This is a genomic window from Mangrovimonas xylaniphaga (assembly GCF_001280435.1).
Classification (GTDB): Bacteria; Bacteroidota; Bacteroidia; order Flavobacteriales; family Flavobacteriaceae; genus Mangrovimonas_A; species Mangrovimonas_A xylaniphaga.
On record NZ_LBIP01000018.1, the window covers coordinates 322,328 to 348,573 of the forward strand.

The 26,246-nt window shown below is 37.4% G+C and carries 25 protein-coding genes; 11 read left to right on the plus strand and 14 right to left on the minus strand.

The window, feature by feature from the left end:
- Positions 1-111: 111 nt before the first annotated feature.
- Together ZA06_RS12465 and ZA06_RS12470 are read right to left on the minus strand one after the other, a co-directional pair.
- Positions 112-528, minus strand: coding sequence for a thiol-disulfide oxidoreductase DCC family protein (locus ZA06_RS12465; protein ID WP_053977799.1), 417 nt, complete (start codon positions 526-528; stop codon positions 112-114).
- Entirely contained in the window at positions 525-2,693 is a 2,169-nt protein-coding gene (locus ZA06_RS12470; protein WP_053977800.1) for an endonuclease MutS2, read from the minus strand. Before ZA06_RS12470 ends, ZA06_RS12465 begins: the two co-directional genes overlap by 4 nt.
- 157 nt (positions 2,694-2,850) lie before the next feature.
- On the opposite strand from ZA06_RS12470, the gene ZA06_RS12475 reads away from it, so the two are divergent.
- Positions 2,851-3,828, plus strand: coding sequence for an alpha/beta fold hydrolase (locus tag ZA06_RS12475; RefSeq protein WP_053977801.1), 978 nt, complete (start codon positions 2,851-2,853; stop codon positions 3,826-3,828).
- Between the two features lie 33 nt (positions 3,829-3,861).
- On the plus strand, positions 3,862-4,527 hold the full coding sequence (gene ung, locus ZA06_RS12480; protein WP_053977802.1) for a uracil-DNA glycosylase: 666 nt from the start codon (positions 3,862-3,864) through the stop codon (positions 4,525-4,527).
- Positions 4,528-4,755: 228 nt separating this feature from the next.
- On the opposite strand, the gene ZA06_RS12485 is transcribed toward ung, so the two are convergent.
- Genes ZA06_RS12485 through ZA06_RS12505 form a run of 5 tightly spaced genes read right to left on the minus strand, consistent with a single transcriptional unit; the run spans position 4,756 to position 8,708 of the window.
- Entirely contained in the window at positions 4,756-5,613 is an 858-nt protein-coding gene (locus ZA06_RS12485) for a substrate-binding domain-containing protein (protein WP_053977803.1), read from the minus strand.
- 2 nt (positions 5,614-5,615) lie between these two features.
- Positions 5,616-6,491, minus strand: coding sequence for a nucleoside phosphorylase (locus tag ZA06_RS12490; RefSeq protein ID WP_053977804.1), 876 nt, complete (start codon positions 6,489-6,491; stop codon positions 5,616-5,618).
- Complete coding sequence (locus tag ZA06_RS12495) at positions 6,481-7,416, minus strand: hypothetical protein (RefSeq protein ID WP_053977805.1); 936 nt, start codon at positions 7,414-7,416, stop codon at positions 6,481-6,483. The genes ZA06_RS12490 and ZA06_RS12495 overlap by 11 nt, the downstream gene beginning before the upstream one ends.
- Positions 7,417-7,420: 4 nt before the next feature.
- Entirely contained in the window at positions 7,421-7,750 is a 330-nt protein-coding gene (locus tag ZA06_RS12500; protein ID WP_053977806.1) for a translation initiation factor, read from the minus strand.
- 7 nt (positions 7,751-7,757) lie between these two features.
- Entirely contained in the window at positions 7,758-8,708 is a 951-nt protein-coding gene (locus tag ZA06_RS12505; protein WP_053977807.1) for an isopenicillin N synthase family dioxygenase, read from the minus strand.
- A gap of 149 nt (positions 8,709-8,857) precedes the next feature.
- On the opposite strand from ZA06_RS12505, the gene ZA06_RS12510 reads away from it, so the two are divergent.
- Complete coding sequence (locus ZA06_RS12510) at positions 8,858-10,858, plus strand: alpha-ketoacid dehydrogenase subunit alpha/beta (RefSeq protein WP_053977808.1); 2,001 nt, start codon at positions 8,858-8,860, stop codon at positions 10,856-10,858.
- Between the two features lie 31 nt (positions 10,859-10,889).
- A complete protein-coding gene (locus ZA06_RS12515) occupies positions 10,890-11,342 on the plus strand; it encodes a 3D domain-containing protein (RefSeq protein ID WP_053977809.1) in 453 nt (150 codons plus the stop codon).
- On the opposite strand, the gene ZA06_RS12520 is transcribed toward ZA06_RS12515, so the two are convergent.
- On the minus strand, positions 11,314-11,679 hold the full coding sequence (locus ZA06_RS12520; protein ID WP_316931780.1) for a hypothetical protein: 366 nt from the start codon (positions 11,677-11,679) through the stop codon (positions 11,314-11,316). The two genes, ZA06_RS12515 and ZA06_RS12520, sit on opposite strands and share 29 nt — an antisense overlap.
- A complete protein-coding gene (locus ZA06_RS17225) occupies positions 11,676-11,873 on the minus strand; it encodes an ExbD/TolR family protein (protein ID WP_316931781.1) in 198 nt (65 codons plus the stop codon). The genes ZA06_RS12520 and ZA06_RS17225 overlap by 4 nt, the downstream gene beginning before the upstream one ends.
- Positions 11,874-12,517: 644 nt before the next feature.
- Here ZA06_RS17225 and ZA06_RS12525 point away from each other — a divergent pair.
- From ZA06_RS12525 to ZA06_RS12535, 3 genes are all read left to right on the plus strand, one after another.
- Positions 12,518-12,997, plus strand: a complete 480-nt coding sequence (locus ZA06_RS12525; protein ID WP_053978086.1) for an Hsp20/alpha crystallin family protein — start codon at positions 12,518-12,520, stop codon at positions 12,995-12,997.
- A gap of 128 nt (positions 12,998-13,125) precedes the next feature.
- Positions 13,126-14,649: a DEAD/DEAH box helicase gene (locus tag ZA06_RS12530; protein ID WP_157503250.1), complete on the plus strand. Its 1,524-nt coding sequence runs from the start codon at positions 13,126-13,128 to the stop codon at positions 14,647-14,649.
- 93 nt (positions 14,650-14,742) lie between these two features.
- Positions 14,743-15,438, plus strand: coding sequence for a hypothetical protein (locus ZA06_RS12535; RefSeq protein ID WP_157503252.1), 696 nt, complete (start codon positions 14,743-14,745; stop codon positions 15,436-15,438).
- A gap of 10 nt (positions 15,439-15,448) precedes the next feature.
- Here the strand turns inward: ZA06_RS12535 and ZA06_RS12540 are convergent, their stop codons facing one another.
- The 4 genes from ZA06_RS12540 to ZA06_RS12555 form a co-directional block, all read right to left on the minus strand.
- Positions 15,449-16,036 carry a pseudouridine synthase gene (locus ZA06_RS12540; RefSeq protein ID WP_053977812.1) on the minus strand — a complete coding sequence of 196 codons (588 nt, stop codon included), beginning with the start codon at positions 16,034-16,036 and terminating at the stop codon, positions 15,449-15,451.
- A complete protein-coding gene (locus tag ZA06_RS12545; protein WP_053977813.1) occupies positions 16,023-18,314 on the minus strand; it encodes a type IA DNA topoisomerase in 2,292 nt (763 codons plus the stop codon). The genes ZA06_RS12540 and ZA06_RS12545 overlap by 14 nt, the downstream gene beginning before the upstream one ends.
- Before the next feature lie 105 nt (positions 18,315-18,419).
- Complete coding sequence (gene recQ / locus ZA06_RS12550) at positions 18,420-20,513, minus strand: DNA helicase RecQ (protein ID WP_053977814.1); 2,094 nt, start codon at positions 20,511-20,513, stop codon at positions 18,420-18,422.
- Between the two features lie 85 nt (positions 20,514-20,598).
- Complete coding sequence (locus ZA06_RS12555; protein WP_053977815.1) at positions 20,599-21,408, minus strand: DUF1853 family protein; 810 nt, start codon at positions 21,406-21,408, stop codon at positions 20,599-20,601.
- A gap of 93 nt (positions 21,409-21,501) precedes the next feature.
- Between ZA06_RS12555 and ZA06_RS16940 the strand changes: the two genes are divergently transcribed.
- Positions 21,502-21,675 carry a hypothetical protein gene (locus tag ZA06_RS16940; protein ID WP_157503254.1) on the plus strand — a complete coding sequence of 58 codons (174 nt, stop codon included), beginning with the start codon at positions 21,502-21,504 and terminating at the stop codon, positions 21,673-21,675.
- A gap of 72 nt (positions 21,676-21,747) precedes the next feature.
- Positions 21,748-23,304 (plus strand): DEAD/DEAH box helicase, encoded by a 1,557-nt coding sequence (locus tag ZA06_RS12560; protein WP_053977816.1) that lies wholly within the window; start codon positions 21,748-21,750, stop codon positions 23,302-23,304.
- 72 nt (positions 23,305-23,376) lie between these two features.
- On the opposite strand, the gene ZA06_RS17195 is transcribed toward ZA06_RS12560, so the two are convergent.
- Entirely contained in the window at positions 23,377-23,508 is a 132-nt protein-coding gene (locus tag ZA06_RS17195; RefSeq protein ID WP_256385857.1) for a hypothetical protein, read from the minus strand.
- Positions 23,509-23,627: 119 nt separating this feature from the next.
- On the opposite strand from ZA06_RS17195, the gene ZA06_RS12565 reads away from it, so the two are divergent.
- Positions 23,628-24,710 carry a nickel-binding protein gene (locus ZA06_RS12565; RefSeq protein ID WP_053977817.1) on the plus strand — a complete coding sequence of 361 codons (1,083 nt, stop codon included), beginning with the start codon at positions 23,628-23,630 and terminating at the stop codon, positions 24,708-24,710.
- Between the two features lie 122 nt (positions 24,711-24,832).
- Positions 24,833-26,224 carry an FAD-binding oxidoreductase gene (locus ZA06_RS12570; protein WP_053977818.1) on the plus strand — a complete coding sequence of 464 codons (1,392 nt, stop codon included), beginning with the start codon at positions 24,833-24,835 and terminating at the stop codon, positions 26,222-26,224.
- Positions 26,225-26,246 lie beyond the last annotated feature (22 nt).

Below are 26,246 nucleotides of genomic sequence, written 5' to 3' on the forward strand. Positions count from 1 at the left end.
TTCTGGTGCCACCAGAATGCAAAATTTAGGTGGTAATTAAAATTACAATAAAATTTTAATAATCAGTAATTTATGATGGTAATGTACGAATTTTATTAATCCAAATTTTCTCTAATCAAGAAATTTTGAGGAGAGTTCTGGTGTGGGGATCATGCACGATTGTTTTTTGCCAAACCATTTATAGCGATTTTTGGCTATGAAATCGTATACCCAATTTCTAATGAAAGTTGGTACAATCAAAAAAATGCTCATAATTGATATTGGAAATCCTAATTTTGAGGCAATTTTAAGTGCTGCAGTCGATTTGTAGTATATTTTATTGTTAGGCTTGTGCAGTAAAATGGAGTCTATTTTGGTTGTGTCAATACCGTGTTCTTTAATTACGGATTTTCCAATGTCACTCTGCAAGGCTGCAAATACAAACTTATTCTGTTTGTCATGTTTGATGACGTATTGTATGGAAGTGTTGCATAGGTTGCAAACTCCATCAAACAGAATCAATTCTTTATTTGCTGGCAATGTTATCATTTTTGTCTTTGGACAAGTTCCAACTGGTCAATATTTACAGTCGTGGTAAAGATACCATAGTTTACGGTAGCCTTGTTTTTTTCTATTTTGTCAATACTTCCAACGGCTTTTCCGTCTTGCATTCTCACGCGGTCGCCAACTTTTAAAGCAACTTTTGGTTTAGCTGGTTGTTGGGCAGCTTTTTCCTTGGCTACTTTTTTCCTTTGTCGGATTTCTTCAACCTTTTTTTCTGCTTCCTGTTTTACTTTTTGTTCTTTGGCTTTTTGTTCTTTTTTCTTTTTGGCCGAAACCTTTTTACGCTTGGAGTTTTCTATTTGCACCAATTTGAACAATTCGTCCATAAGTTGGCGCTTCTTTTTGTTCTCAAAATAGCCTTCAGACAATTCGTTTACTTTTTGACCTAAATAAATCAAGCGTTGGTTACTGTCGTATAATTCTTGATAGCTTTCCAGCTTTTTCTGGATTTTGGAATTGATTTCTTCCAATCGTTCCGCCTCATTTTGCTTTTTCTGCTCGTTGACTTTTAAGGACCTTTCGGTTTTTTCCAGTTTAGAGCGTTCCTTTTGAAGTTTAGCAATGGTTTGGTCGAACCTTACTTTACCGCGTTCAATTTTCTTCTTCGCTCTATTGATCAAACTGTACGGGATTCCATTTTTTTGGGCAACTTCAAAAGTAAAGGAGCTTCCTGCTTGTCCCAACACCAATTTAAACATGGGCTCCAAACTCTTTTCATCGAACATCATATTGGCGTTTTGCATGTATGGCAATTCGTTGGCCAATATTTTTAGGTTGGAGTAGTGGGTGGTTATGATGCCATACGCTTCCCGATGGTAGAACTCTTCCAAGAAGGTTTCAGCCAAAGCCCCTCCCAATTCAGGGTCACTTCCTGTTCCAAATTCATCAATCAAAAACAAGGTGCTATGATTGCATTTCTTTAGGAAGTAGTTCATTTGTTTTAGCCTATAACTATAGGTACTTAAATGATTTTCTATGGATTGATTGTCTCCAATATCGGTGAGGATTCTGTCAAACAAACAAAGAGAACTGCGTTCATGCACAGGGATAAGCATCCCGCTTTGCAACATTACTTGCAGAATGCCTATGGTTTTCAATGTGATACTTTTTCCTCCTGCATTAGGTCCTGAAATTACTATAATCCTATTTTCAGAATTAAGTTCAATGCTTTGTGGAAATGTTTTTAGACCTTTTTTCTTGTTTGAAAGCAACAATAGTGGATGGAAGGCATCTCTAACCGTGTAAGTTTTGGTATCATTTATTTCAGGCAAAACAGCATTCATAGATTGAGCGTATTTTGCTTTGGCAAAAACAACGTCCATTTTTACAAGAAACGCTTGATATTGCTTCAGTAGGTCCACAAATGGCCTTGTAAATTCCGTAAGGGCTTTTAAAATGCGCTCTATTTCTTCTTTTTCATCAAATTCCAAATTATTGAGTTCCCGAACATGATGAAAGGTCGCTTCCGGTTGGATATAAATGATGCTTCCTGTTTTGCTGGTTCCCAAAATACTGCCTTTTACCTTTCGGCGGTACATGGCCTTAACAGCCAAAACCCGTTTGTTTTCAATGACACTTTCTCTGATGTCATCCAAAAAGTCCTGACTGGTATAGGCATTTAGCGCCGTAACAAAACTTTGGTTTATTTTTCCCCTAATCAAATTAATGGCTTGCCTTATTTCGTAAAGGTGTTCACTGGCACCATCTTTAATATCCCCAAATCGATCAACAATCGTGTTTATTTTATCGATAAGAATTTTGGTAATTTCAATGGAAGCCGCATTTTTACTAAGACTTGGGTAGTAATCCTCGAACTTCTTTAAAAACGTCAATATTTCGTTGGTGGTCACAGAGATATTTACAATTTTTTTGAAGCCATAAGGATCCAAAAAAGCCCCTTCCAAATTCAAAAATTGGAGTTCTTTTGCAATGGAATCGAAACCATGATTAGGAATGCGGTTTTCATTATAAAAGGAGGACAAATATTCGTTGGTGAAACCTAATTCCATGTGTAAAGTCTCCTTATCTGGAAACGGCACAATTTTTAAGGTTTCAGTTTTGCCTAAATCCGTAATACAATGTTCAGATACTTGTGAGAGCACAACGTTGAACTCTATATCCTGTAATGTTTTTTTATGAATGTTTATCATGGAATTCCTGCAATAAAAAGGGCAGACGAAACTATCTAAATTTTACAAGAAAGCAAAGTTACGTATTATGTTTTAAAAGCGGTTGCATGTTTTGAGGTGAATTGTTTTCTCAGTAATTGAATTTTAAATGCTTAGATTTGAGAATAAATTCATACGCATGAAAATCAGGACACTTTTATGGCTATTTGCTGTTGGGATTTTGACAATTCAATGTCAAAAGAACTACAATGATTATGCTGAATTTAAAGCAAAGCCTTCATATATCTTACAAATGAATGAGGAGCAGCGTCCATATTTTGAAGCTTACGATAAGGCTTTGAAATTGTGGGGTACGAATTATGAAGAACTTTACGTGCCAACCAGTTTTGGTATGGCCCATGTAATCGTAAGCGGTCCAAAAAATGGTGAGCCGATTGTTTTGTTGCATGGAATGAATGCCAGTGCCACAAGTTGGTACCCCAATGCTAAAGCTTTGTCTAAAAATCATCGTGTGTTTGCTATTGATTTACTCATTGAACCAGGAAAATCTGATTTGATGGGAGAAGTGAAGGACATTGAATCGATTGTGTCTTGGTATTTTGAGATTTTTCAAAAGTTGCAACTTGAGAAGTTCAATATTATTGGAGCCTCTCGAGGAGGTTGGCTTTCGGTGAAAATAGCTTTACATGAGCAAACTAAAATTAAGAAAATGATTCTATTAAGTCCTGCTCAGACTTTTAAATGGATTCAGCCCAGCACAGGCTTGTTGGCCAATATTATATATGCCTTGTCTCCAGAAAAAAAGCGTTTGGAGAATGTTTTGGAATCGATGTCTGCAAATGTGAAGAAGATAGATCAAACGTATATCGATCAATATTTCTTGGGGAGTCAATTGGATTCTATCAATAGGTTTGTAGTGGATATGAAGCCCTATTCCAAAGAGGAGTTACATTCCTTGGGAATGCCTATTTTAGTATTGATTGGCGATGATGATTTGATAAATAACGAAAAAAGTTTAGAGGTTGCCAAGGAAAATATTCCTAATATTGACGCTGAAATTATTCCGAATGCAGGTCATTTTTTATCCATTGACCAAGCAGAAATGGTGAACACCAAAATATTGGAATTTTTGGATTCAGGGTCTGAGGACAAATAAAATATATTACCCAAAATTAAGGAAATACATTACATGGAAGTACAATTAGAGCCTACTTGGAAAGCGTATTTAGAAGAAGAATTTAGTAAACCTTATTTTGAAAATTTAACCGAGTTTGTAAAAAATGAATATTGTCAACACATCTGCTTCCCTCCAGAAAAGCAAATATTTTCAGCCTTTGAATGGTGTCCCATTGAAAACGCTAAAGTGGTTATAATTGGTCAGGATCCCTACCACGGACCAAAACAAGCTAACGGCCTTTGTTTTTCAGTGACCGATGGTATTGCACATCCACCGTCCTTAATCAACATTTTCAAGGAAATTGAAACCGATCTTGGAGTGCCATATCCTGTTTCGGGTAACTTGGAACGATGGGCGCAACAAGGGGTACTGCTTTTAAATGCTACTTTAACGGTAAGGGCGCATGAAGCGGGAAGCCATCAAAATAAGGGGTGGGAGACCTTTACGGACCAGGTCATAAAGTGCATTAGTGAACAAAAAGAGAATGTTGTGTTTTTACTTTGGGGCGGTTATGCCAAAAAGAAAATCAAACTTATAGATCAATCCAAACACCAGGTTTTAACTTCTGGACATCCATCTCCATTAAGTGCCAACAGAGGGTATTGGTTTGGAAATAAGCACTTCAGTAAAACTAACTTGCTGCTCGAGAAAGCTGGACAGGAGCGGATTGAGTGGTAACTTTTTTCTTTACTACCGGTATTGGTTTAACTTCCTTTTGAGATGTTTTTTTAGTGGTTTTGTTGCAACTAAAAAAGAGTAGCGCAAAATTTAATGCGACTAAAAAAGAAAGAATATAAACAATGGTTAAAAACATAGGTTGGTGGTGATTGGATAAATTTTAACCTAAATTTAGGACTTTATTTTTATATAAACCCCAATTTAACGTTGATAATATATCGTTAACTTCTAATTAACTTTAGAAACAAGGGTTTCATAGTCTACTTTAGAATTAATAATGTTTAAATGAAACAACTTGTTTTGAACTACTTCAACAGTTTCTTTGTCCAGATTTTCTTGTGACCATTCGGTTAAGCTTAACCATTCCTGAACATCTTCCAATTTTTGATCATATCTTTTCGAAATAGTTTGGTCTATATTTGGAATGTCTTTAAAACCTTTGGTGGTATTATTAACGATGTCCAAAATGGTTTTAACCGTTTCTGGGTTCGTTTCCAAAAATTCATTTCTTACCGCAATCACAAAACAGGGCCAAGGTGTTGGGCAATTGCCAACCCTTCTAAAAATACCGTTGTCTACAATGGGTTTAGTGGTGAATTTCTCCCACATAAAATAATCGGCTACATTGTTGGTGAGTCCTTCTATAGCGCCATCCAAATTGTCTATAACTTCAAACTCTAAATCCGTTTCAGGGTTCCAACCATTATTTTGCGCATTGATGTAGGCCATTAAATGAGAACCAGAGCCAAAACGACTAATGGCAGCTCTAGTGCCTTTAAGGTCTTCTATGGTTTGGTATTGGGAATCATGAGCGACATGAATTCCCCAAATAAGTGGCGATGCTACAAAGGTTTGTACTATTTTACTCGGGTTGCCTTCAATAATATCCTTAATGATGCCTTCTGTTAAAATTACGGCCAAATCAATTTCTCCTTCACGCAAGGCATTGCACATTTCACCTGTGCCACCAAAATAATCTTTCCATCTTAGATTGATGCCTGCATCCTTATATTCTCCATTTTTCAAAGTCAAGTACCAAGCTAAATTAAAATGTTCCGGTACTCCACCTATTTTTACGGTCTTCATCTTTAATTCTCCGTTAATTTATCTAATGTATAGCGTATTAAACGCGAAATTGTCTCTTTAGGATTGTTACTGAATTGTCCTGTAGCTCTATTTGCTATAATGGCATTCATAGATACCGCTTTGTGGTTCAGTAATTTTGATAACCCATAGATAGCAGAAGTTTCCATTTCTAAATTGGTGATCGATAATCCTTTGTGCTTAAAGGTTGCTAATTTACTGTTCAAATCCCGATCTTCAATGCTTAATCTCAATATTCTTCCCTGTGGGCCATAAAATCCAACATTGGTACCTGTAAAACCATCAATGGTTTCATGTGATTTTAAACGTTCAAACAAAGAAGTGTCACATCCTATAACATAGGGCTTTGACTTGTCTTTGGACCATTTAGTGTGTTGCATAAAGCTCTCAGAAACATCTTTCAATAGTTCTAAACCTTTACAATCGTAAAATGTCAAAAGATTATCAAAACCAATAGCTTGTTTGCTTATAACAAAGCTATCTACAGGAATATGCTCTTGTATAGAGCCGGAAGTTCCAATTCTAACAATGTCCAATGAAGTAAGGTTTTCTTTGATTTCCTTTTTGGAAAAATCAATATTCATCAAAGCATCCAGTTCATTTAGTACAATGTCAATGTTGTCGGTTCCAATTCCTGTGGAGATTACGGTTATGCGTTTGTTTTTATAAGTGCCAGTTTGGGTATGGAATTCCCGTTTTCTTTTTTTGAATTCAATGGAATCAAAATATTGAGAAACTTGATCAACTCTATCTGGATCTCCAACCAAAATGATGGTTTCGGAAACATTTTCGGGTAATAAATTGAGATGGTAGATAGAACCGTCTGGATTTAAAATAAGTTCCGAAGCTTTAAATGGCATTTATGGGGGTTTTGATGAGTTTGTTCTCCTGTTTGCTGAATTGGAAATCCAAGCGGTTCACACCGCCATACCAAATATTATTGTTGATGTCCATGGCAAAATTCGATTGATTTAAAAGGGCTTCATGTCCTTTTCTGTTCAGTGAAATATCGGTTTCACTTTCATCAAAAAACATGGAGAGATGCTCAATCAATCGGTTAATTTGAATATCACCAAAACCGTAATATCCTTGGTAATTCAAAATGTAGCCCAACAGGTGATGGCGTGATTTTATGGTGTTGTCCCTAACAATAATTAGGATGTTTTGTTCCAAGGCGCTCAATCCGCTTCTAGAATCCGGAAAACGCTCCAAATGTGCTTTTAGGCAATTGCTTAAATATTCAAAAGAAGAATTTGTTGTAATGTAGGGTTTTAACAGGTTGTGGTCCTTTCCGCAGTAAATACTCCATAAAGTATCTGCCATATTAATATCAAAATCCTTCAAGAGTATCCTGTCATCATAATGTTCCAAGAGTTGATCTTGGGTAAGCTCCGAAAGTCCTTTAAGGTTCTTTTCACCCTCCACACGCCCACTGCAAACGAGGTAGAGTGGGAGGTTCATTTTCTTTTGAAGAATAAGGCTCAGTACTGCAATAAGATTGATGTGGCAAAATAAATCGTATTCAAACCACAAGATGATTTCCGAATAGTTTTCGGGGTTATTAAGTTTATTGATGTCTATGTAGAATTTTTTTTCATCAAATTCCAAACCGTAAATATCCCTAAAGAATTCCTTTCGCAATTGAACGAACTCCTTGGAGTCGATATCTTCGGTGGTAGGGCCTTCACAAAGCATTTCGTCCCAAGTGAGAATGTCACCGGTAATATCGTACTCTAACAATTTTTTGGTGAGTTGACCACCATTTGTAATGTGAAGCGTCTCCATAAAGTTATCCTCCTACGCGTTTTACGGCAAATCCTTTTTCTTTTAGAATCTGCATGATTTTATCTCTGTAATCTCCTTGAATGATAATTTTATCGTCTTTAAAACTTCCCCCAACGCTTAGCTTGGTTTTGAGTTCTTTGGCCAAGAGTTTAAAATCTTCGGTAGCACCTGTATAGCCTTCAAGGATGGTGATAGGCTTTCCTTTACGCTTTTCGTATTTGCAAATAATGGGGTCGTCCTGCATCCAGATATCATCTTCTGGTGTGGCAGTTTCGGTTTCAGGTTCAGGTTTGTGATCTGGGAAAAGGTGTTTTAATTGATCCTGTAAATCCATAAAGTAATTATTGTTTAATGAGTCCTAGTTCTACTAAACGTTCGTGAAGGAATTCCCCTGCGGTGGTGTCTTCGTATAATTTGGGATGTTCTTCATCTACGCAAGTTTCCAAAACGTCCAATTTCATTTCAGAAACGGGATGCATAAAAAATGGAATGGAATAGCGAGACGTTCCCCAAAGTTCCTTTGGAGGATTCACCACACGGTGAATAGTAGATTTTAGTTTATTATTGGTATGTCTTGATAGCATGTCTCCCACATTGATCATTAGTTCGTCAGGTTGGGCAATGGCATCAATCCATTCGCCCTTGTGATTTTGCACCTGTAAACCGCGACCTTGTGCCCCCATCAAAAGAGTAATCAAATTAATGTCGCCATGGGCTGCCGCTCTAACCGCCTCTTTGGGTTCTTCTATAATAGGAGGGTAGTGGATAGGTCTTAAAATAGAGTTGCCGTTGTGGATATAATTATCAAAATAAGTTTCCTCAAGCCCTAGCCTAAGAGCTAAAGCGCGCAATACGTATTTAGCCGTTTTTTCCAACATCTTGTAGGCCTCTTTTCCAACAGCATTAAATTCGGGAACTTCCTCAACAGTAACATTGTCAGGATATGTTTCGGCTAATTTGGGATTGTCTTCCACGTATTGACCAAAATGCCAAAATTCTTTCAAATCGCCTTCTTTTTTGCCTTTGGCACTTTCTTTTCCAAAGGAAACATAACCGCGTTGCCCTCCAATTCCTGGGATTTCATACTTCTGTTTGGTTTCTAGGGGAAGATCGAAAAAGCGTTTTACTTCGGAATAAAGCGACTCCACCAACTTGTCGTCCAAGAAATGGCCTTTAAGGGCAACAAATCCTATATCTTCATAGGCTTTTCCTATTTCATCTACGAATTTTTGTTTTCTAATGGGGTCTCCTGAAATAAAATCCTGAAGGTCAACACTTGGTATTGCGTTCATTATTAAGGTATTTATAGTTGTAATAATACAAAAATAACGAAAACATAGCTAAAATTTAGTACAAATGGTCTTGGGTAAAAAAAAATAAGTTTAAGAAAGGCAGATATAATTTTTAATTAAATTTGGCTGAGAAAAGAAACAATATCAATATGCTAACGTCCATCAAAAGCAACATTACCTACGATAAAAAGAATTTAGATTCCAAGAAATTGATCCAACTCTATAAGCAGATGTTAAAGCCACGCTTGATAGAAGAAAAGATGTTGATTTTACTGCGTCAAGGGAAAATTTCGAAGTGGTTTTCAGGTATTGGTCAAGAGGCTATTTCTGTAGGGGTAACTATGGCGTTACAAAAGGAAGAGTATGTGTTGCCAATGCATAGAAATTTGGGAGTATTTACTTCTAGGGACATTCCGTTGCATCGTTTGTTCAGTCAGTGGCAAGGAAAAGCCAGTGGTTTTACCAATGGACGCGATCGTTCTTTTCACTTTGGAACTCAAGAATACAATATTATAGGAATGATTTCCCATTTGGGACCTCAATTAGGTGTGGCAGATGGTATTGCCTTGGCGAGTTTGTTAAAAAAGAAAAAACAGGTTACTGCGGTGTTTACGGGAGAAGGAGGGACTAGTGAAGGAGATTTTCACGAAGCGCTCAATGTGGCTTCTGTGTGGCAATTGCCCGTTATTTTTTGTGTGGAAAACAATGGGTATGGACTTTCAACACCAACTAACGAGCAGTATAACTGCAAGGATATTGCCGATAGAGGAAAGGGCTATGGTATGGAATCCTTTATTATAGATGGAAATAACATTATTGAAGTGTATACCAAGGTTTCAAAATTGGCCGAAAGTATCCGTAAGCGTCCGCGACCAATTCTTATTGAGTTTAAAACCTTTAGAATGCGTGGCCATGAGGAGGCTAGCGGTACCAAATATGTTCCAAAGAAATTAATGGACGAATGGGCAGTAAAGGATCCTTTGAGCAATTTTGAGATGTATTTAAAGGAAACCAATGTCATTACCGATAAGCAAATAGCCGCTGCAAGAGAAAGTATTGCAGAAGAAATCAATGCGCATTTGCAAATGGCTTATGATGAATCGCCTATAGAACCAAATATAGAAAAGGAATTGGGGGATGTCTATAAAGATTTTAAGTATGAACATGTTGAAGCCGGCTCTAAGGTTGCTGAAATTCGTTTCATAGATGCGGTTTCTGAAGGCTTAAAACAGTCCATGGAACGCCATAAGGATTTGGTGGTTATGGGACAGGATATTGCCGAATATGGTGGTGTATTTAAAATCACTGAAGGCTTTGTGGATGCCTTTGGCAAAGACCGCGTAAGAAATACCCCGATTTGCGAATCGGCCATTGTTGAAGTCGGGATGGGGCTGTCTATTGCAGGTATGAAGGCGGTTGTAGAAATGCAGTTTGCCGATTTTGTAAGTTCTGGTTTTAATCCTATTGTCAATTATTTGGCCAAATCGCATTACCGTTGGGGGCAACAGGCCGATGTTGTAGTAAGAATGCCTTGTGGTGCTGGTGTTGCTGCGGGGCCATTCCATTCGCAAACGAATGAGGCTTGGTTTACCAAAACACCTGGGTTAAAAGTAGTATACCCAGCATTTCCATATGATGCCAAAGGCTTATTAGCAACAGCGATCAATGATCCCAATCCAGTGCTGTTTTTTGAGCATAAAGCTTTGTATAGAAGTGTGAAACAGGAAGTTCCTACTAATTATTTTACCTTGCCATTGGGGAAAGCTGCTCTTTTGAAGGAAGGTACTGATGTCACGATTATTAGTTATGGAGCGGCGGTACATTGGGCCTTGGAAAGTTTAGAAGCTAACCCAAATATTAAAGCAGATTTGATCGATTTGAGGACTTTACAGCCTTTGGATATAGAAACGGTGTTTGCTTCGGTGAGAAAAACAGGGAGAGTAATAATTCTTCAGGAAGACTCTTTGTTTGGAGGTATTGCCAGCGACTTGTCGGCAATGATTATGGAGGAGTGTTTTGAGCATTTGGATGCGCCTGTGAAGCGTGTAGCAAGTTTGGAAACCCCAATTCCGTTTATTTCGCAATTGGAAAATCAATATTTGGCAAAAGCTAGGTTTGAAGAGGCGCTTAAGGAATTGATTGCCTATTAGATTGAAAAGTTCATTGTTGAAAATTTAAATTATGCAGTCCAACACTAGTATTATAAAAGTTTTGGGAGTTCTGTTTTTTGTGTTTGCAATATCATGTAAAAAGGAAGTTGAACCACCCAAAACACATGAATGGAAAACTTTGAAGGTTACGGCGACAGCATACAATTCTCTCGAAAGTCAGACCAATTCCAATCCTCACATTACAGCTTTTGGCGATAGTTTGAAACCAGGATTAAAATATATTGCAGTGTCTAGGGATTTGTTGAAAAAAGGCCTTAAACACGATACGCCTGTAATGATTGAAGGTTTTGATGGGTTATTTTTGGTGAAAGACAAAATGCACACCCGCTGGACCAATAGAATTGATATCTATATGGGAGTGGATGTGGATTCTGCTAGAAATTGGGGGCGAAAAAAGGTGAAAATCAAATATCAGGTGGAGATCGTACCTGACTCTATTCCGTCTGAGCTTCAGATAAAATAAAAGGATAGGCTTCTTTTACTTCCTTTAAATCTTTTTCGGTTAAATTATCACTAGGCTTTCTTAGGATTTCACTGGCGTATGTGGCTCTTAAATCGTAATACGCTTTAGTGATTTCATCTTGAACTTCAATGTAAAACTCATATTTAGTCTTCGCTGCAGTTTGTAAAGAGATCACTGCTTTTTGAGGATTCTCGGAGGACGTGATTTCAGATTTTCCGTGACAGTAGTCACAGGTTTTTGTGCCATTATTGTCTATAAAGTTGGCTACAACCTGTTTTAGGTCTTGAATCTCAACAATTTTTTCGTTCACCAAAATGTCATTATTTGGGTTTATCATGACTCTAAGGATGTTTCGTTCCTTAACATCTGCATTGCAATCAGTATTTGGAGGGCAAGGAGGCGGAGTTTTCTGCTTAAGCCTGAGTCCATGGAGATGGTGGTAGTAACCAAAAAGAAGATGAGCAATAAAAATGCAATATCGGCCATGGAGCCTGCATTTACTTGGGGTGCGGCGTGTCGTGAAGTTTTCATATGTCGAGGATTTATGATTTAATGAACCCTTCACAAAAACGATACCATAAAATTTTGTTAAAAAGAAAATCGGCATAAATAATGGATTTATGCCGATTTTCCTGATGATTGATTGATGAAAATTCTGTTGTCACTTCAACGTTTCCAAATCATCTTCTCTACTGTGAGTACTGTCAATAATTTTAGATAACGCTTTCATAGCTTTTGATTTTTAATGATTGTTAACTGTTGGTTCTTGATTGATGATGAAATTTGATTGATGATGTAATTGGTAATTTTTCTTTTCGCTTTTAGAATGTTATTCTAAATCGTCTCTTGTTATTCCAAGAATTGCTCTTGCTTCCGTGTAAGGTTTCTGATAATTGATTTGTGTCTAAAGTTCTCATGATATTTCGTTTTTAATGATTGATGATTTACTTTATAGACGCCCCCAATTAAAAAATGTTACGGTTAAAACACTGAAGTTTTGGTTTTTAACAGATTTTAACAGTCAAAATGTTCTTTAGTATTGGTTTACAGTGAGTTTTGCCCGACAAAATGACTTGTGCAGTGTAGAAATGTCAGTTTTTTAACATAAATATTGCTTTGGTATCTATTTTGTTTAGTGATAGGTGAATTTTTGTTTAACTTAAAAAATGAACAACATGAGTACTTTAGTAACATTGCCTAAACCAGGCAAAACAACTTCAAACAAAAGAAGCGTTGCCACACTGCCAAGTTTTTCATCTTGGGTTGACAATTTGTTTGACCCTAGTTTTGGTACAGAGTTTTTGTCCAATTTTAACACTGGTATTACAGCGCCTGCAGTAAATATAAAAGAGACCAATGATGCCTTCCATTTGGAATTGGCTATTCCCGGAATGAAAAAATCAGATTTTGATATTAACATCGAGAACAAAATTTTGACGATTTCCTCAGAGGTCAAAACGCATGATGAAGAGAAAAACGAGAATTACACCAGAAGGGAATTTGGTTATTCTTCATTTAAAAGAACATTTACCTTGCCAGATACCGTAGAGTCAGATAAAATTAAGGCTACTTATCAAGATGGAATTTTGGAGGTCAATCTTCCAAAAAGGGATGAAGCAAAGCAGAAACCTGCAAAACGTATTGAGGTTTCTTAAACATCGCTTACAATTTATTATATTTAAAGGGAGGTGTTAAAGCCTCCCTATTTTTTTCAAATGTTTTTAACAACTATTCCATTAAATCATGTAAAATCTTAACTTTACTAGAATTTTTTCTAGGAATTATGTCTATGTCTCAAACTCTACAGCTCACCCAGGAACTAAAAAACAAGAAACGTTTATACGATTATCAATTGGCGGATCTCAATCGGATTTTTGATGTGATTCAAACCCAATCGGATAGTTATAATCTATTGTACCAGTTGCCAACAGGTGGGGGGAAAACTGTGATTTTCTCTGAGATTGTGAGACGATACATTAAGCATCATCAGAAAAAAGTGGTCATTTTAACCCACCGAATTGAGTTGTGTAAACAAACGTCTAGAATGCTGTCTGGTTTTGGGGTGAAAAACAAAGTCATTAATAGTAAAGTGAAGGAACTTCCGGATCAAGATGAGTTTGAATGTTTCGTGGCTATGGTAGAGACCTTAAACAATAGGCTGAATGACGATAAGTTGAAGTTGGAAGATATTGGCTTGGTGATTATCGATGAGGCCCACTACAATTCCTTTAGAAAGCTCTTTAAGTTTTTTAAGGATTGTTTTATTCTTGGCGTGACGGCTACACCGTTGAGTTCCAATATCAAACTTCCAATGAAGGACAATTATGACGAACTCATAGTAGGCGATGATATTTCTACATTGATAAAGAATGGTTTTTTGGCCAAGGCCGAAATTTATAATTACGATGTAGAGTTAAGCACTTTGAAAATTGGGGTGAATGGAGATTATACGGTAAAATCATCCGAAGCCCTTTATACCAACTCGGTGATGCAGAGTAAGCTGCTATATGCTTATGAAGAAATGTCCAAAGGCAAAAAAACCTTGATCTTCAATAATGGTATCAATACTTCCAAGGAAGTGTATTATTCCTTTAAAAAGGCAGGGTACGAAAATATAAGGCATTTGGATAATACAGCTTCAAAACAAGAACGGCGGGATATTTTAAAATGGTTTAAAAATACGCCAGATGGCATTTTAACTTCTGTGAGTATTTTGACAACAGGGTTTGATGAGCCAACTGTTGAATCGGTTATTTTAAATCGTGCTACAAGATCTTTGACTTTGTATTTTCAGATGATAGGAAGAGGTTCTAGGGTTCTTGGCAATAAAAAGGATTTCTTGGTGTTGGATCTTGGAAATAATATCATCAGGTTTGGCCCTTGGGACCAACACGTAGACTGGCAGCATATTTTTAAATATCCAGACCTGTATTTGGATAACATCAGAAATGATGAAGATATAGAGCGAGACTTCGTCTATACCATGCCAGAACTTATCAAACAAAAATTTAAAGGGGTAAAAAGCTTCGATTTTGATATGAAAGCAGAATATCAAAAGGCAGTTCAGGAGGGGCAGAAGTCTATTGTGGCTATTGAGCGCTCCATTCAGCAACATTCCCAAATGTGTATTGAAAGCAGTAAAGATGTCTACGAAGCACGATCCTTAATTAAACATTTACAGGATGATATTGCCTATCGTATCAAGCAATATTCCTACTGCATTATGAATTGTACAGACAATTATAAAGATTGGCTCCACGAGGAGTATAACAGAAAATTACGCTTGAGCTTTAACGGGAAGTTTTAACTAAAGTTTAAAATTTATTTCCGCAAAACACCTTATTTTCGGCAAAAAGGTATAGTCTTTGATTTCCTACAAGAAAAAGAAATGTTTAGAGTTATGAAGAATTCCAAAATTCTGTTTTTAATTGCTTTTCTGTTTATGGCATATTCACAATCTCAAGCCCAGGTAGGAGATAAAAAGGAGAATAAGTCCATTAAGATTCCTGCGAAAGAAACTAAGGAAAAGGATTCTATACCAACAGATTTAAAGATAAAGCCCAGTTCAGATGCTCCCTCGTTGACCAAAACCGACGATAATATCAATGGTATTCCTTTAAAAAGTAAAGTTGAAGTTAGGGAGTTGAAGGAGGAATTCTCCATGATTGACAATAGTACGCTTATCAATCCAGGAACCATTTACGAACAACGATGGAACAAAGCTGCGGCTGACATTGGTATCAAACCCGAAGCGATGGCTGACCAATTTCTGGGAGATTATAGGAGCAATGGAAAGTTTGTCAATATCATGTGTCGAGATCACGAGTATCCTGACGGTGACATGGTTCGAGTGTTTGTAAACGATGAAATTGTAGTTCCAAGGTTGGTGCTGACTTCAAATTACAAATCTTTTGACATTCCTTTACAAGAAGGGTTTAACAGGATTGTGTTTTTAGCTTTAAATCAAGGGCAATCTGGGCCCAATACTGCGGAATTCAAGGTGTATGATGATAATGGTACTTTAGTGTCGGCTAAGGAGTGGAATTTGCTCACTGGGGTTAAAGCCAGTATTCTTGTTATTAAAGAAACCCCGTAACAGCTTTTTATTATAAACTCACTTCTGTAGGGATAACATCACCTGGTTGCATGTCATCAAGGGTAAAATCTCCCACACGAATTCTTACCAATCGTAGGGTTGGAAAGCCCACAGCAGAGGTCATTTTTCTAACTTGGCGATATTTCCCTTCATTAATAATAACAGATATCCAGGATGTTGGGCCATGTCTGTCGTCCCTTATTTTTTGAATGCGTTCTGGTAAATTTGGAGGGGTTTCCAAAAAGGTAACTTCGCAAGGTTTTGTGATATATTTTATGCCCTTAAACCCAATTTCAACACCTTCTTGAAGTTTGATAATCGCTTCTTGGGTAATCATACCGTCCACCTGAACGTAATATTCCTTATCAATTTTTGAACTACAAATATCATAGCTCAATTGTCCATCTGTAGTCAAGAGTAGGAGGCCTTCAGAGTTTTTGTCTAAACGTCCAATAGCCATGGTGCCTTCGGGAAAATCATGCAAGTCGCCAAGGAACTTTTTCTTTTGTTCATGCTTGGCATTGCTAACAAATTGACTTAAAATTCCAAAAGGTTTGTAGATTTTGAAGTGTTTATGTTCTGGTTTAGATGGAGTCATTTATAATTTTAAAAACCAATTCCTTAGTTAGTTGTTGTCCGTTAGCCCTGTTTCTGATGTCTTCATATGAAATCCTAAAATCACAACCTTCTTTATGGGCACTACATCCGTAAGCAGTTTTACCTTTTAGGATAGTTCCTTTTTTACATTCTGGACAAGTCAATACCTCCGGGACTTCCTTCTTCTTGGTCTTTTTAGGTTCCAAAACCAATTTGAAGTTATCATCAAAACGAAGCAATCCCTCAAGTGAGGAAGAGCCATCCTTAAACCCTTTTAAGTTTACGGTGGATCCTTTTTTGAGTAATCTGATAAACTGCTTTTCAGAAATGGTTTTGTTGTACACTTTAAACGGAAGCACAAAGTCACACCCCGATTTATAATTACTGCAACCGTAAGCTGTTTTACCTTTAATGAGCTGTCCTTTTTTGCACTTTGGACATGTTTCGGCTGTAATCCCGGCCTTTTTCGTGGCAACTGCTTTAACAGCACGTTGCTTTACTACGGAGGCTTGAGAAAGGTTGGCACGCTTGGTTTCGCTTCGTACTTCATAGACCAGCTCGTCCACCATGCGCTTCATGTTTTTTATAAACATACTAGCACTATAACTGCCTTTTTCAATGTCCTTCAACTGCTTTTCCCACAATCCAGTAAGTTCGGCAGATTTCAATAGTTCATTTTGAATAATGTCTATCAGGGCAATGCCCGTTACAGTCGGTAAGATTTGCTTTTTATTTCGTTTAATGTATTGCCTTTTGAACAAAGTTTCAATGATATTTGCCCTAGTAGAAGGTCTTCCAATACCATTTTCCTTCATCAATTCCCGCATTTCGTCATCATCCACCTGTTTTCCTGCGGTTTCCATGGCTCTAAGTAAGGTGGCTTCCGTAAACTGATTTGGTGGTTTGGTTTGCTTTTCCAAAAAGGAAGGCTCATGTGGGCCTTTTTCTCCTTTGGTAAATACAGGTAGAATATCCGATTCCTTTTCGGGTTTATCAGGATTTTCGAAAACAACACGCCAGCCCTTTTTCAGAATTTCCTTTCCGGTTGTTTTGAAATTAACCTCGGCCGCTTTTCCTATGACTGTGGTATTCGATACTTCACATTCATCATAAAAAACAGCAATAAAACGCCTTACTATAATATCGTAAACCTGTTGTTGGTTGTATTGCAGTTGGCTTTGCATTCCCGTAGGAATGATCGCGTGGTGATCGGTAACTTTTTTATCGTTGAACACCTTACTAGACTTTTTAATTTTCTTACCCAATAAAGGCTGCACCAAAGTACTGTAATTGGTCAATTTTTGAAGAATGCCAGGTACCTTTGGGTAAATATCAGTTGGTAAGAAAGTAGTATCAACCCTTGGATAGGTAACCACTTTCATTTCGTATAAACGTTGAACGATTTTAAGCGTGTCTTCGGCAGAAAACCCAAATTTGGTGTTGCAATAAACCTGAAGTCCTGTTAAGTCGAATAGTTTAGGAGCGTATTCCTTTCCTTTCTTTTTAGTGATGGATTCAATTTCAAATTCATCCTCTTTCACCTTGTTGGCCAAGACTTCTCCTTCTTCCATTTTCAGGAAACGACCTTCTTCATAGCTAAATAAGGTGTCTCTATAAAGAGTCTGAAGTTCCCAATAGGGTTGCGGTTGGAAATTCTCGATTTCCTTAAAGCGATTAACTACCATGGCAAGGGTAGGGGTCTGTACTCTTCCTATAGATAATACCTGCTTGTAGCCGCCATGTTTTAAAGTGTAAAGCCTTGTGGCATTCATACCCAAAAGCCAATCTCCGATAGCTCTAGAAAAGCCAGCATAAAAAAGGTTGTCGTATTGGGTTGAAGGCTTTAAGTTATCAAAGCCTTCTTTAATGGCTTCCGTGGTCAAGGAGGAAATCCATAAGCGCTGTACTTCGCCTTTGTAATTGGCTTGATCTAACACCCAACGTTGAATTAACTCTCCCTCTTGGCCGGCATCCCCACAGTTGATCACTACATCGGCCTGGTCGAACAGTTTTTTTACAATTTTGAATTGCTTTTGAATCCCTGCATTGGGAGATACCTTGGTTTTAAACTTATCGGGTAGCATTGGGAGGTTGTTCAAATCCCAACTTTTCCAATGGGGTTTATAGTCGTTGGGCTCCATAAGGGTGCACAAATGACCAAAGGTGTAAGTAACCGCGTAGCCATTGCCTTCAAAATAGCCATCATGCTTTGTATTGGCTCCCAAAACGGAAGCAATTTCACGGGCTACACTTGGTTTCTCGGCAATACAGACTTTCACGGGCTAAATTTTATGCTTTGTAATTATAAAGGCGCAAGGTAATATTTTATGAGCTTTTCATTCTTATTTATAAAGGAAAAACAGAGATGAGAAAAAGTAATATTTCTATGATTCCTTTTCCAATATACTTAGGGCTATTCTAATTTTAAAATAGTCCATTTGTTCATTAAAGTATTCAAAATAGGGTTTTAAAGCTTTGGGAGTGTTTAGTTTGTCCTTGGCTATTTTAACGGCTTCCACATCACTTTTGGAAACAAAATCATACATATTTATGTCTTTGCCTTCTTGATATAATTTTGCCAAATGGGAAAAGATGGTGTTGAGATGCAACTGACGCTCTTCAGCAATTTCCTCAACAGATTTTCCTTGTTTGTAAAGATTGAAAGTAGCTAGGTAAGTATCTTTTTTACTATTTTTTTTCTGGGTCTTAAAAGTAATAATGGCATTTATGAAATCTTCACCATATGCGTTAAGCTTGTATTGTCCAACACCACTTACTTCCAGAAAATCGGTTTCTGTAGTTGGTTCAAGACGCGCCATATCTTTTAAGGCTGCATCACTAAACACTTGATAGGGAGGAATGCCTTTGGCTTTTGAAATTTGATGACGCAGTTGGCGCAAATGCTCAAACAAGGCACTGTTTTCAAAAGCTGCTCGGGGTGGCACCTTTTTGGTCGCTTTTTTAGAGTTAATTTCCTGGACTTTGGTTAACAATACGGTGTCGTTTTGGAATAGGACGTTCTTTGAAAACGCCGTAAGTTTAAGAGCGTTAAATTCATGAAAAGCGATTTCACAATAGCCTTGGTTGATGAGTTGGATGATATAACTTTGCCAATGATTCCAAGGAATTTCCCTGCCAATGCCGTAAGTTTTCAGTTGGTTATAGCCTTTGTCTAGAACGGTAGCGTTTTGGGCACCTCTCAAAACGTCAATTACGGTCCCAATGGCTTCAGTTTCTTTTAACCTCGCAATTGTTGACAATGCTTTTTGAGCGATGATAGTTCCGTCAAAAAACTGAGGTGGATTATTACAGACATCACAATTATTGCAATTCTCAGAAAGTAACTCTCCAAAATAACTTAACAAAATTTTTCGGCGGCAACTGGTAGCTTCCGAAAACTGTTTCATCCTATCTAATTTTGCAATCTGTACCTCTTCATTACTGGCACCTTGAGCAAAATTCCGCAGTTGGATGACATCTGCGTAGCTATGGAATAAGATGGCATTGGAATCCAGACCGTCACGTCCTGCACGACCAATTTCCTGGTAATAGCCCTCTATGTTTTTAGGCATATTATAATGGATGACATAACGGACGTTGGATTTGTCAATTCCCATTCCAAAAGCTATGGTGGCACAAACAATTTTAATATTGTCGTAGATAAAATCCTCTTGAACTCTCTCTCGTTCCTCGTGACTCAAGCCTGCGTGGTAGGCGCAAGATGAAAAGCCAAAGTCATTAAGTTTTTTAGAAATGCTTTCGGTGGTTTTTCTACTTAAACAATATATAATCCCTGATTGATTCGGCCTGTCGGTCACGTATTTGACTATCTGATTTATTCTGTTATTGGCAGGTCTTACATCTAGTGCTATATTTTTTCGGTCAAATGAGGATATAAATTGTTTTGCTGTTGGAATGTTTAATTGGGATACAATATCCTCGCGTGTGGCTTTGTCTGCTGTTGCCGTTAGAGCAATGATTGGGATATTAGGCAATGAGTTTTTTAGAAAACCCAAAGCTTGATAGGAAGGTCTAAAATCATGTCCCCAACTTGAAATACAGTGAGCTTCATCTATGGCAATGCAACTCAAATGCTGTTTGGTTAAAATTGGCTGTAAGCCGGCAAGGCTTTCCGGGGCTACATATAATAATTTGAGTTCCTTTTTGTAAACTTTCTCAAGAATCTGCTGCTGTTCCTCGCTACTTTGACTGCTATTAAAGAAGGCTGCAGAAATACCATTGGCAAGTAAACCGTCCACTTGGTCTTTCATGAGCGCAATCAGAGGAGAAACTACTAAAGTGATGCCTTCAAAAAGTAAAGCTGGTAGTTGGTAACAGATAGATTTTCCGCCTCCTGTAGGCATAATTACTAAGCAATCCTTTCCTGAAACAACGGTTTCTATAATCTGTTGTTGTTCGCTTCTAAAGGTGTCATACCCAAAATAGGTTTTTAGTGTGGAAATTAAGGTGCTTTGCATAGTATAGATAAGAGCTGCGCAAATTAGATAAATCGTAATTGTAATTAAAGGGAAATTGGTAAGAGTTATCAAATTTAATAAACACTCACCACCAAACCAGGAAGCATTTTGAAATCATTCCGTTGGGATGTTTGACCCAAACAAGTGGGGAGGTTTGTTGGTTTAGAAGGTTTAAAAGTAAAGGTTCAATAGCGGTATATGTTTGCCAGTCTACTTCTGGATGAGGGATTATGAACCAGTCCAATTTGGGAGGCATGTAACACTTACAATCTTTGAAATGTGGTAATTCCTTTTCCTTAATATAAAATCCTTGAATACAATCTTGGTTGATTTTAGAGAACTCAATATGTTCCTTGTTCCACGGCACAAAGAGTTGTGCTTTAAAAAGAACTCGTTGCTCCATGAGCTCTGGCTCGATTGATAGCTGTTTTAGGAAATTTTGACTTTCAGGTTGATGTAACAATGGAAGTTGTTTATTTTTCAGTTTTTCCAATTTTTGAATGAGACTGTCCTTTTTGTTAGGGCCTATCCAATGCTCAATCTCATTCGTTCCCGTTTGTTCGTCATACAAATAGAACTTGTAAATAATTTCAAGATGTATGGGTGTATCATCCAATGTAATGATGGCGTCCAGTTCTCCCAGTGTTCTTTGGTTCTTTTGAATTTGAATTCCTGAAGCAATAACTTGGATGTTTTGATGAGCTTTAAAACTATGGGATACAAATTGTTCGGCTAGCTTCCCTAAACGTAAATGACCTTTAATATCTTCATTGAAGGGTTGTAAGGGGAGCTTTTGCAATTCCAGCTGCCGTAAACCATAAATAGTGTCACCTTTCCAGAGTATAGGTGTTTCGTAGTATCCAATGTAGCGTAATTTCAACTTTTTGTAGTCCATTACAAGTGTTAAAATTCGAATTTACGATAACTTTTAGAGTTTTAATTCCAAAAACATCTATAATAACTTTACCTTTGCAGCCCAATTGCGTAAATGATGTTTGCATTATTAGATTTAGGAATCCGTAATACACTTTTCACAGAACTCTTCCAATCCATTAGGGCTTATATTTCAGGCTCGATGGAAGAAGTAATTATTCCATTTATGTTACAGGAACAAAGCCATTTGGTATTTGTAAACTGTAAAACATCTTACAGCTCTTTTTAATAAATTATTTCATTGTAATTTATTATATTTCAACATGTTAATGTGTAATATTTAAACTATAAATTGATATCAATGTCTGATACTACCGTTTTAGAAGTGAAGGAGAATACCGTTGAGAAAGACTTATACAGTTACCAGAAAAAAGCGATTGAAAAAGTATTCAAGCGATTTGATGAAGCGCCAGATGATTACCACCTCTTGTACCAGTTGCCAACAGGTGGAGGGAAGACCGTAATTTTTTCGGAATTGGTTCGCCAATACTTGAAAAATCATGACAAGAAGGTCTTGGTATTGACCCACCGAATCGAGTTGTGTAAGCAAACCTCTAAAATGCTTACAGAGTTTAAGGTTACTAACAAGGTGATACACAGTAAGGCTAACCTTGATGATCAAAAGGAGTATAGCTGTTTTGTGGCCATGGTAGAAACCTTAAACAATCGTTTACAGGAGGACATGCTTGATATTTCAGATGTTGGTTTGGTGATTATTGACGAGGCGCACTATAACTCATTTACCAAATTGTTTAAATACTTTGAGAAGTCCTTTATTTTAGGAGTTACGGCTACACCGCTTAGTTCCAACAAGGATTTCCCAATGAAAAAGAATTACAATGAGTTGATTACGGGTGAAACCATTGAATCGCTTATTGAAAATGAGTTTTTGGCACGTGCTGAAACTTACGCCTATAATGTTGGTTTAACCACTTTGGAAATTGGTTCTAACGGTGATTATACCGTAAAATCTTCGGAAGACTTGTATACGAATACGGACATGCTTAAAAAGCTGTTGTATGCCTATGAAGCGCATTCCAAAGGGAAGAAGACCTTGATTTTTAATAATGGTATCAATACATCTTTGTACGTGTATGATACGTTTAAAAGAGCGGGCTATCCAGTAGCGCATTTGGATAATACGGCTTCTAAAAAGGAACGTAAACAAATCCTAAAATGGTTTAAGGAAACCCCAGATGCCATTTTAACTTCGGTGAGTATCTTGACCACAGGTTTTGACGAACCGTCTGTAGAAACCATCATATTGAACAGAGCCACCAAGTCCTTGGCATTGTATTACCAGATGGTTGGTCGTGGTTCCAGGATCTTCAAAAACAAGAGTAAATTCAGTATTATCGATTTGGGGAACAACCTGCATCGATTTGGACCTTGGGGTGCCGATATCGATTGGCAGAAAATATTCAGTTCGCCAGATTACTATTTAGACAATATCACCAATGATGAAGATATTGAAAGCAATTTCAGATACGAAATGCCAGATGATATTCGAGCTGAATTTGCAAAGTCTGAGGATGTTTATTTTGATGTGAAGCAGGCTTATATCGATTCAGTCAATAATGGAGAATCTTCAAAAGTGTTGTTAGAGCGTTCTATAGAGCATCATGCCAAAATTTGTGTAGAAAACAGCGAAGATGTTTACGATGCTTTGGCTTTGGTGAAATTGTTGGATGGCGATATCAACCACCGTTTGGAGCGTTATACGCAATGTATCAGTAATAGTACCCATAATTTTGTGAAATGGTTACATGAGGATTACCGTATGCGCTTAAAAACGTATTTAAGAAAGAATTTTGATGAAGTATTCGAGGATATTCATGGATATCCACCAGAAGATTAATTGGTAAAGGCTTAAAATAAATATTACAAATAAAAAAGGGGCAACTAAACAGTTGCCCCTTTTTTATAGAATTTAATTTATGACATAGCCCAAAAGCCAATACAGGATAATAAATACAATAATCACACCAATACAACCACATTTTCCTCCTCCAATTTTTTTAGCCCCAAAGCCAGCCAATAAAGCACGTAGTAGATTTTTCATTTTATAGCATTTTTATATTCCATAAAGAATTATTTAAAGATAAGTAAATGAAATTGAAGGAAATGCGCTTTAATTGTTAAATCACTTTAAATTTGTTAAATTGCATAAAAACCACCAATATGCCAATCTATATGGATCGTCACAACATTCCTGCCGAGATAACGTCGGAGCACGTGGCAAGAATGCATCAAGAGGACCTAAAGGTTCAGCATTTGTATGGCTGTAAGGGAATGACCTATTGGTGCGATGATGTAAAGGGAACTGCATTTTGTTTGATTGAGGCCCCCAACAAAGAGGCTCTAAAAAAAATGCACGACCATGCCCACGGCGCTTTACCTCATGCCATTATTGAAGTGGATCCTATGGTGGTGGAAGCTTTTTTGGGGCGCATTAAAGACCCCGACTTTAAAGGGGGTGGTGAGCTAAATGTAATCTCAGAGTCGGCATACAGAATCATCATGGTAAGCGGCTTTGAATACGAAAGCTTTACTGAAGATTCCTCTTTTACCATTGCTTTACAGGAATATTTCAAGGACCTCATTATCCGTTTTGAAGGCAGTATTGTCAAACTCAATAAAAACTATGGATTGGTGTCTTTTAAATCTGTCACCAATGCCGTGATGTGTGCGATTGATATTCAGGCGAAATTCAAAAAATACATTTCAGAACATAAAAACACCAATTTAAAGCTAAATATTGGGTTATGCACTGGAGTGCCTTTTAATGATAAAGGCGAGATTTTTGAAGAAACGGTGAAGTTTGCCGAATGGATGTGCGATTTTGTAACAGGTCCTATTGTGTTGTCTTCTGAAGTTCGGAATTTATTTGAAAGTGAAAACCTGAATGTTTTTATTGCTGATGAACAAACCCACAGCTTAAGTCCTTCCGAAGAAAAATTTCTTTCCATTTTGATGGAGCATACTGAAAAGTCTTGGAATGACACCGACTTAACCGTGGAGTCTTTCAGTAAGAGTTTGGGCTTCAGTAAATCGCAGTTATACCGAAAAATGCAGGGCTTAACCAATAAATCTCTGAATTCCTTTATTAAGGAGTATCGTCTAAAAAAGGCCTGTGAATACCTAGAAAAGAAAAAGGGAAATATTTCTGAAATCGCTTTTGAGACGGGCTTTAATAGTCCGGCCTACTTTACAAAATGCTTTCAGGAGGCCTATGGCATTCTTCCTTCGGCTTATAACAAATAGTCCCAATTCATCTATCTACAATTTACTTTATGATCCAAAACTGAGCATTTTTGGAGGATTCCTTATGCTTAATGGAATTCTATAATGTTAATTTTAAGAGTGTTAATCAATTTTAATTTATTATGAAAACAATCAAGGATTTAGATCCTTCTTTAATTGAGGATTTAAAGTCAAAGCTTCGGGGGAGGGTCGTGCTTCCTTCAAGCTCCAATTATGATGAGACTAGGAAGGTGTATAACGGGATGATCGACAAAAAGCCGGGTCTTTTTGTGATGTGTGTAGATGTTGCCGATGTTATGACTGCTGTAAATTTTGGTAGAGACAATAGTTTAGAAATTGCAGTTAGAGGAGGAGGACATAATGGAGGAGGATTGGGACTTTGCAATGAAGGTCTGGTAATTGATCTCTCCGGAATTAAATTTGTAAGGGTGGATACTTCCAACAATACGGTTAGGGTTGGGGGAGGCAATCTTTGGGGAGAGGTGGACCACGCCACACACCCTTTTGGATTGGTTGTTCCCGCAGGAATAATTTCTACCACTGGTGTCGGTGGACTGACGCTGGGAGGTGGAGTTGGATATTTGTCCAGAAAATTCGGCTTGACTATAGATAACTTATTGGAAGCTGATATGGTTTTGGCAGATGGGAGTTTTGTAACGGTAAATGCAACGCAGCACCCTGATTTATTTTGGGCAATTAGAGGTGGAGGAGGAAATTATGGTATTGTTACAGCCTTTAAATTTCAGGCTCACCCGCTTAAAACAGTTATTGGAGGACCAACATTTTGGCCAATTGAGCAAACAGAAACCATTATGGCCTGGTACGATAGCTTTATTCATAAAGCTCCAGAAGATTTAAATGGGTTTATTGCCACCTTGGTAGTACCAGGACCTCCTTTTCCTGAGCATTTACACAATAAACAGTTTTGCGGTATTGTTTGGTGCTATACAGGAGATCCTGATAAATTTGAAGAAGTGTTTGCTCCTGTAAGGGAACAAGAGCCATTTTTTGAACATGTAGGCGAAATGCCTTATCCTGCCATTCAGACACTTTTTGATGCTATGATGCCTCCTGGGCTACAGTGGTACTGGAGAGCCGATTTTTATAATGAAATACAACCTGAAGCAGCTACTCAGCATAAAAAATTTGGTTCTGAAATCCCAACTCCCTTGTCGCAAATGCATATGTACCCTATAAGTGGAGCAGCTTCAAAACCTGGTAAAGAAGATACGCCTTGGGCTTATAGAGATGCGAAATATGCTGGAGTCATTGTGGGTGTAGACCCAAGTCCTTCCAATGCATCGAAAATTACAGATTGGTGCAAGGCATATTGGGATGCACTTCACCCTTATTCCTCAGGTGGCGCTTATTTAAATTTCATTATGGATGAAGGACAGGAACGTGTGAAATCCAGCTATAAACATAACTATACTAGGTTAGCTGAAATAAAACAAAAATATGATCCAAACAATCTATTTCATGTAAATCAAAATATTGCACCTAAGGCCAATTGATAAATAAGTTTAAAGACAGATT